The following is a 6660-nucleotide window of genomic DNA, read 5'->3' on the forward strand; positions in this document are numbered from 1 at the left end:
TTACCCCGTCAAGTCACGAAAGCGAACTACTAGTGTGGTAAAACTTAACTTAAATTCTGTCAGTTACTAGCGGAGTTGATAGGAATGGGTACTTTAATTGTTATTGGCTTGATAGGGGTTTACGGAGGTGGCATTTGGAAGTTTTGGAATGGATTTGGACGGACTAATTTTAATCAAACTTTGAGCAATCGCATTGGTTTATCCTTGCTATGGCCAGCTTTGTTTATTACGAATCAATCCTATCGTCGAAACTTTAGAAAAGCGTTGAAGGGCTAGAGTTTAGTATTAAGTCTAACTTCATCTAAATGTGACGGTGACATATATCCCAATACCAATGTAACCCAGCAACCCCCTTTCCCTACTAGGGAAAGGGGGTTGTTTTTGCTCATCTTAAAAGAAGAGGAATTAATTCGTACTGTTAACAAGTGAAACTTGTTAAGAATTGGGAAGTATTTTGCTGAGGAATTTACGAATTATTTGCCATTGGTCAGTAGATGGATTGCTGCACCTACAGCTGCACCATCAACAGCATTCCCAAGGGTATCTCTGCTATCGCCAGTAACTACGCCGGTCACTGCGCTAGCGCCTGCACCGACTCCAACATCTTGACCAATGTTCCGGTGACGGCGATTGCGAGTGTTTCTTAGACCATTTGCACCATTGACAGCTGCACCAGTGACACCACCTTTGACAGCATTGCCTAATACACTACCATTTCCCCTAACGGCTCCGGTGACGACATTGGTAACAGCCCCAATACCTGCATCTCGTAGTACTTGATCGTCAGCAGCAGCCGGTTTAGCAGGAACCAAAGTTACACCAGCTAAACTTGCAGCCATGAGGCTGGGTAGAAGTGTGCGTTTTAGGATTTTATTCATTGTGTTACCTTCTCAAAACATCAAACAATTGGTTAAAAACCAAAGTTACTATAGTTCAGATAAAATTTGATTTTTTATCTTGACAACAAAGCAACTATTTATTGTTCGAGAACATATACATAGTGTCATTTATCAAGTCATAACGGCATCTACTGAAAGCATGAATATATATTAAGCCCTGAGAAGGCCTTGCTAATTTATTCCCTGATACTAGAGATTACACATTGACAAAATAAATCAAAGATGTATCTTAGATTTTTCGGATATAAAGTTCTATTTTTCATTACTAGCAAGTGATTTTTGACGAGCAGCCGTATAGGGTTTACCCTATCTATCTAAAGGTAGGTAGCAAAATAATTAAACTAACTCATCTGGGTTAATATTTAATTTTCTTAGTTGAGTAGTCAGGTGCTGCGATCGCATCAAAATCCTAAATCTACAGCAATCCGGTGGGCGCAAGCAAACCCAGAAAAAGCTACTGCATTCAATCCCTGGCCAGGAAAGGTACTATCCCCGACACAATAAAGTCCTGGAATGGCTGTGCGATTAAAGGGCATCTTCAATAACCCCCGCAACTTGCGCCGGGGAATTGGCCCATAAGTGCCATCCTGACGACCCAAAAAGCGGCGATGGGTGCGGGGTGTGCCTACCTCTAGATAATCCAATCCAGCATCTAAGCCAGGAAAAATCTTCTCTAGGCGGTCAATAATTCGCCCAGCCGCCTCTTCTTTCTTCGCTTCGTACTCGCTTGGAGAAAGTTCTTGCCAATCATCAATCCAGTGAGGCGTGAAGGCATGAATGATGTGATATCCACTTGGCGCTAAATCTGGGTCAAGCAATGTGGGAATCGAAACAAAAATTGTCCCTTCCACTGCTGTCATCTTTTCCCAATCTTCCAGCAAAATATGGTGACATTCTGTCCGCACTGGTAAAACTGACTCTTTTACCCCTATATGCAAACTCAAGAAGCTGGGAGATTTTTGATAATTTTGTTGCCATCTTTTCTCATTAATTGGCATTTCTTTTGCTGGTAGTAGTTGCTCAAAGGTATCCCAGCGTGTAGCGTTAGAAACTATGCGTTTACCCAGATATACTTTACCATTCGCTAGTTGCACACCTACCGCTTTTCCTTTTTCTGTGAGAATTTTCGTGACTCTAGCTTGGTACTGAATCTTACCCCCAGCCTTCTCTAGACCTTCCACTAGTTTTTGGGCAATTTGTCCTACTCCGCCTTTGGGATAGTTAACTCCGCCATAATGCCTGTCAGAAAATACCATCCCAGCATTAATCATAGGTGTCATGTCTGACGGAACCACCGACCAGCAATAACATTCCATATCGATAAATTTTAATAGTTTGGGATCTTTGATGTAGCGTCTGGCAAAATCCCCAGCATTTTGGGGCAGATACTTAACTAAACCGAGACACGCCAAAGGATGCTGGAAAAATACCCCCAGTAAATACCGAGGTTCTTCCAACGATAGTAAATCCATGCTGTTGAGACACTTGAATACTTTTTGGCATTCGTCATAAAAACGACGAATCCCTTTTTCTTCATGGGGAAAATGAGCAATAAGATTTTGCAAAAATTTTTCATAAACCCGATCAACCTTCAGGTCTAAGCCTTGGGGTAGGTGATAGTGAATCTGTACCGGATCTGCGATCGCATTTTGGCTAACATTCACAGCTGCCAAAGCGCGGGTGAGTAAGTTTGTAGTGCCGTTTTGTCCCAACCCAAAAATCATCGATGCACCAACATCAAATCGATAGCCTTGGCGTTCAAAATAACCTGCGCTACCACCTGGAATCAAATAACGTTCCAGCACCAGCACTTTCGCCCCCTTAGCGGCTAGTTGGGTTGCTGTTACTAATCCGCCAATACCAGACCCAATCACGATTGCGTCATTAGTCATTAGTCTTAGTCCTTTGTCATTTGTACTGAGCGTATCGCTAAAGCGAAGGCTCCGCTAACGCGTAGCGTCTCTTAGAGAAGTATTTGTCCTTTGTCTAGAGTCAATCAATATTTAATTTAACTAATGACAAATGACCAATGACCAATCAAAAAAAAGAGGGACGAGCCTGCTACTGCTGGCCAATCCCGTCTGCCGATCCTTAAAAGAGAGGAGAACACTGGATAATAATATAGCTTTGATTGAGAATAGATGTCAACTACTAATGAAATAATTTCTCAATAAATTCGAGAGGATTAATTTTAGCTGTCAACGAACAGGAAAAAGGGCAGGAAGCTTTCTAGCTAGGGGGAGAACCTCATTAAAAAGTTTAGGGTCTTGAAATCAGGACGTATAAACCCCGTGCGTTGCGTCTCATAGAAGCGTAGCGGCTTCTCGGAGAGTAATAAATGTTTGTGTCTTGAGCATAAATAATTTTAGAGGATTGAAACCCTTGATTGCTGCGGAATTCCAGACTTTTTCCCCCCTGCGCCCTGCCCCCTGCTCCCCTGCCTTTTGGTCAGCCGGATGCAGGAAAGAGTATTATGGTGTTTCAGTTCTTGTACAATAAAAAGTCGCCTATTTCTGGCTATGACGCTACAATTGCGCGTTTATGTTCCACCCCATCCCCTGATCAAACACTGGCTGGCAGTCGCCCGTGATGCAGGCACGCCTTCAGTCTTATTTCGCAGCGCCATGACTGAGTTGGGAAGATGGCTGACTTATGAAGCTGCGCGAGACTGGTTGCCGACCCAAGAAACAACAGTGCAGACTCCTTTGGATACCTGTCCTGCAACTGTGATCGATCCGCAAATACCAGTAGCAGTAGTACCGATTCTGCGGGCTGGACTAGGATTGCTTGAAGGAGCGCAGACTTTATTACCTTTAGCATCGGTTTACCATCTTGGCTTGGCGCGAGATGAAGAAACACTGCAACCTCATTGTTATCTGAACAAGTTGCCAGAACAATTTGACCCCCAAACGCGAGTGTTAATTACCGATCCCATGTTGGCAACAGGAGGGTCGATTATGGCTACAATGGCAGAATTAACACAACGGGGTGCCGATCCTTCCCTGACCCGGATTGTTTGCGTAGTGGCGGCTCCACCAGCTTTGCAAAAACTGAGTGAAGCTTATCCAGGTTTAATAGTTTACACCGCTACTATTGACGAAAAGCTGAACAGTAAAGGGTTTATTGTACCGGGATTAGGAGATGCAGGCGATCGCACATTTGGGACTTAAGCTAGTATGCAGCTAGGGGAGATAAAGATAGCATAACTACTGTAAAAGTTGCAAGGTTTGTTGAAGGCGGTAAAGATATGAGTCAACGAGATGGTTTTAGCAGTGGTTTTTTAGCAGGGGCCTTTGTCGGTGGCGTATTTGGTGGTGTTATCGGCGCACTGATTGCTTCTCGACGCAATCCAGAATTGCTAGCAGACGACGAGGTAGAACTGACGGATAGCCAAGTGGAAGCGAAGAAAATAGCAGCAAAGCGCCGTCAGATGAAAGCCTCAGAGAGTGAGAGCATCGGCATAGAAACGGCTAGGCGATCGCTAGAAGATAAAATTGCCCAGCTAAATGCCACAATTGATGATGTGCGAAAGCAGTTAGGAAATGTAAATGGCGATTCACCCCAAGCCAGCAAGGATCGCACCCTCACTAAAGACTCCTGAAATTAGTTCCGGCGTGGTGAAAATGTCTTGTGTGGCCAGTAGCAAATCTGCAAACTCCATGACATAGACTAAATTAAAATTAGTAAAGATAAGACCGCGTTTGACACTTAGTAGGAAACCAAGCCATCTATGAGTTTACTGATTACGACACTAGTTACCTTTGTCACCTTTTATAGCTATTTGCTAATTATCCGGGTTTTGTTGACCTGGTTCCCGACAATCAACTGGTATAACCAGCCATTTGCCGCTTTAGCCCAGATCAGCGATCCTTATTTGAATCTATTCCGCTCAATTATTCCCCCATTGGGCGGCATGGATTTTTCTCCGATCTTAGCTTTCTTAGCACTCAACTTAGCTGGCGATCTTCTGAGAACCTTAGCTCGTTTGCCATTCGCGCAAGGATTTTGATTGCTACCCCAATAAAAACTTTTGTAGAGGCGTGAATTAAAATTCACGCCTCTATAATTTTTATTACGTGTAAAATACTGATTGGAAAACCTTTTGTTGTGCGGACTAACGCACTGGCTCCTAAATCTCAAATCTAAAATTGGTAAGCTAAAAATCTTTTAATTTGTATCCGCCAAAAATAAATTTCTTGTAGGGTGGACATTAGTTATGCAAATTAAATGCGTTACCTACGCACTTGACCACTAAATCCAGCAGCCTTAAACTGCTTCAGCTTCAACGGAGTCGGTTGATTTGCTGGTACAGTAATTCTCAGTTGAAAATCACTAATCCCTGGCGGCACTTCAGTAATAGAACCTAATCGAGTGCGGTTTTGCATCACTGAGTCATTGTTGGCATCATAGATGCGTCCAAAAATATCTGCGTCGTAGACTGTTTTATTAGTGCCATTTTCTGCTTTGCCAATGACAATAAAACAATTGGCAGCCGCGCTACCACTACTGATAACAGCCCCTTGTGCCAGTTCTGGTGGACAATCTTTATAAGAAACATCAAATAATTTAATCTGTGTCAAAGCTATAGCAGGGGGAGTAATCACCCACGATAGCAAGGCGATAAGACAGGAAATAAAAACGACCGTGAGTGACCGCAACCGCATACAAGACCCCGTTACTTAATCCAAAAATATGTAACTTATAACCTCAGCTTACCTGAATTTAACTACAACGGGATTGAAGACTTTAATTTAACCTTTTGTAGCCACTGTTATCAGAGGTAGGATTCTTGTGATATCCGCATAGGAGTATCAAAACTCCCCTACATACTCTAGAAAAAGTAATAATTAGGGAAATAAACCCTCAATTGCGATTAACTTATGACTCCAGATGAGATTGAAGCATCTATGCTCGCAGCCTTTAATGATTGTGATGCAGCAAGCTGTCCTCTCACTGACACGCAGAAACAGATTTTACTGCAAGTGGTCGAGCAAATTCAGGGAAATTCCACCTTTAGGGCATCAGATATTGCTAATCCTTTAGACGAACTTACGCCAGAGGAATTAGAAGCATTTTTACAGTTTGTTAAAGATGAAGAACAGCGCAACCGCACTTGGAAAGTGCAATTACTCAACGACTGGCTGCTAGAAAACGACTCTGGAACAGTACAATTTATTCGGGAACGCTACGGTTTGCAATGGCTGAATCGGGTCGAGTCATGCCATTTTGATAAGTATTCTTATTTTGAGGATGCACTAAAGTTAAGAGTAGGCGATCGCATTGAAGTTTCCAATGCACTATGGGAATGGGTGCAAAAAGATGGGCCTTGTAAGCGCGAATGGTTTCCTTGTATGGTGATTAAGGTCGAGGAAATTAGCAACGGTGATGATTTCTCTACTAACTGCGTCGTCCGCTTCTTCAACGGCGCTGAGTATGAAATTCAAGGAATCTACGAATGGAATCGCTATAACTGGCATTGGCCGCAGAAGAGGAGTGCTGAGTAAATCTTATTGAGTCTTTGATACTCGTTAATGAGCCTTTGAACTCCGTTAATGAGCCTTTGAACTCCGTTAATGAGCCTTTGAACTCCGTTAATGAGTCTTTGAACTCCGTTAATGAGTCTTTGAACTCCGTTAATGAGTCTTTGAACTCCGTTAATGAGTCTTTGAACTCCGTTAATGAGTCTTTGAACTCCGTTAATGAGTCTTTGAACTCCGTTAATGAGTCTTTGAACTCCGTTAATGAGTCTTTGAACTCCGTT

Annotated in this window: 8 protein-coding genes and 1 pseudogene; 6 read left to right on the forward strand and 3 right to left on the reverse strand. The window is 42.9% G+C overall.

The features are described 5' to 3' along the window. Nucleotides 1–84: 84 nt before the first annotated feature. Nucleotides 85–276: a hypothetical protein gene (locus GNF10_RS33890; RefSeq protein ID WP_185581813.1), complete on the forward strand. Its 192-nt coding sequence runs from the start codon at nucleotides 85–87 to the stop codon at nucleotides 274–276. Nucleotides 277–473: 197 nt separating this feature from the next. Here the strand turns inward: GNF10_RS33890 and GNF10_RS33895 are convergent, their stop codons facing one another. Beyond that, nucleotides 474–878, reverse strand: coding sequence for a hypothetical protein (locus tag GNF10_RS33895; RefSeq protein WP_012410566.1), 405 nt, complete (start codon nucleotides 876–878; stop codon nucleotides 474–476). A gap of 422 nt (nucleotides 879–1300) precedes the next feature. Beyond that, nucleotides 1301–2791 (reverse strand): carotenoid isomerase, encoded by a 1491-nt coding sequence (gene crtH, locus GNF10_RS33900; RefSeq protein ID WP_185581812.1) that lies wholly within the window; start codon nucleotides 2789–2791, stop codon nucleotides 1301–1303. Between the two features lie 627 nt (nucleotides 2792–3418). On the opposite strand from crtH, the gene upp reads away from it, so the two are divergent. From upp to GNF10_RS33915, 3 genes are all read left to right on the forward strand, one after another. Beyond that, nucleotides 3419–4069, forward strand: a complete 651-nt coding sequence (upp, locus tag GNF10_RS33905; protein WP_185580536.1) for a uracil phosphoribosyltransferase — start codon at nucleotides 3419–3421, stop codon at nucleotides 4067–4069. Between the two features lie 77 nt (nucleotides 4070–4146). Further along, nucleotides 4147–4500 (forward strand): hypothetical protein, encoded by a 354-nt coding sequence (locus GNF10_RS33910; RefSeq protein WP_185580535.1) that lies wholly within the window; start codon nucleotides 4147–4149, stop codon nucleotides 4498–4500. Nucleotides 4501–4629: 129 nt separating this feature from the next. Next, complete coding sequence (locus GNF10_RS33915) at nucleotides 4630–4908, forward strand: YggT family protein (RefSeq protein WP_012410570.1); 279 nt, start codon at nucleotides 4630–4632, stop codon at nucleotides 4906–4908. Nucleotides 4909–5131: 223 nt separating this feature from the next. Here the strand turns inward: GNF10_RS33915 and GNF10_RS33920 are convergent, their stop codons facing one another. Next, nucleotides 5132–5563, reverse strand: coding sequence for a hypothetical protein (locus GNF10_RS33920; protein WP_012410571.1), 432 nt, complete (start codon nucleotides 5561–5563; stop codon nucleotides 5132–5134). 216 nt (nucleotides 5564–5779) lie between these two features. Here GNF10_RS33920 and GNF10_RS33925 point away from each other — a divergent pair, with 216 nt between their 5' ends. Beyond that, entirely contained in the window at nucleotides 5780–6403 is a 624-nt protein-coding gene (locus tag GNF10_RS33925) for a hypothetical protein (protein WP_185580534.1), read from the forward strand. Nucleotides 6404–6417: 14 nt separating this feature from the next. Continuing rightward, nucleotides 6418–6660, forward strand: a pseudogene (locus tag GNF10_RS38135) (DUF948 domain-containing protein); the annotation flags it as partial.

The sequence above is a fragment of the Nostoc sp. UCD121 genome (genome assembly GCF_014222285.1).
Taxonomy (GTDB): Bacteria; Cyanobacteriota; Cyanobacteriia; order Cyanobacteriales; family Nostocaceae; genus Nostoc.